Origin of the sequence: Psychrobacter sp. TB55-MNA-CIBAN-0194, assembly GCF_040309505.1 — a bacterium.
In the GTDB taxonomy this organism is placed as follows: Bacteria; Pseudomonadota; Gammaproteobacteria; order Pseudomonadales; family Moraxellaceae; genus Psychrobacter; species Psychrobacter fozii.
In genome coordinates, this window is record NZ_JBEOOW010000097.1 from 1 (window position 1) to 318 (window position 318).

1 pseudogene is annotated in these 318 nt (G+C 38.4%); it reads left to right on the plus strand.

The annotated features are described in order from the left end of the window. Positions 1–318 (plus strand): annotated as a pseudogene (locus AAEY75_RS14405) (A/G-specific adenine glycosylase); the annotation flags it as partial.

The following is a 318-nucleotide window of genomic DNA, read 5'->3' on the forward strand; positions in this document are numbered from 1 at the left end:
GGTTACAGCGCCCCGATAACGGTATTTGGGGCGGACTGTGGAGTTTGCCTTTGCAGTTTGTTGAAAAAATTGACGGTAAAATAAGTGGCAAAACAACTGCTAAAAATTCAGAAGCCAGTGAGGATAAACCATTAAAAGTTACTAGCAATGAAAAAGTATATGAAACAGAATTTACCACTGCTGAGCAGATTATTAACGAGTGGCTGAATAACAATAAAATAGTTGCAAAAACAGTCAGTAAAACTTTATTAGACGATGCCCCTATTAAGCATTCGCTGACCCATTTTCATTGGTATTTGACACCACAGTCGGTGACTT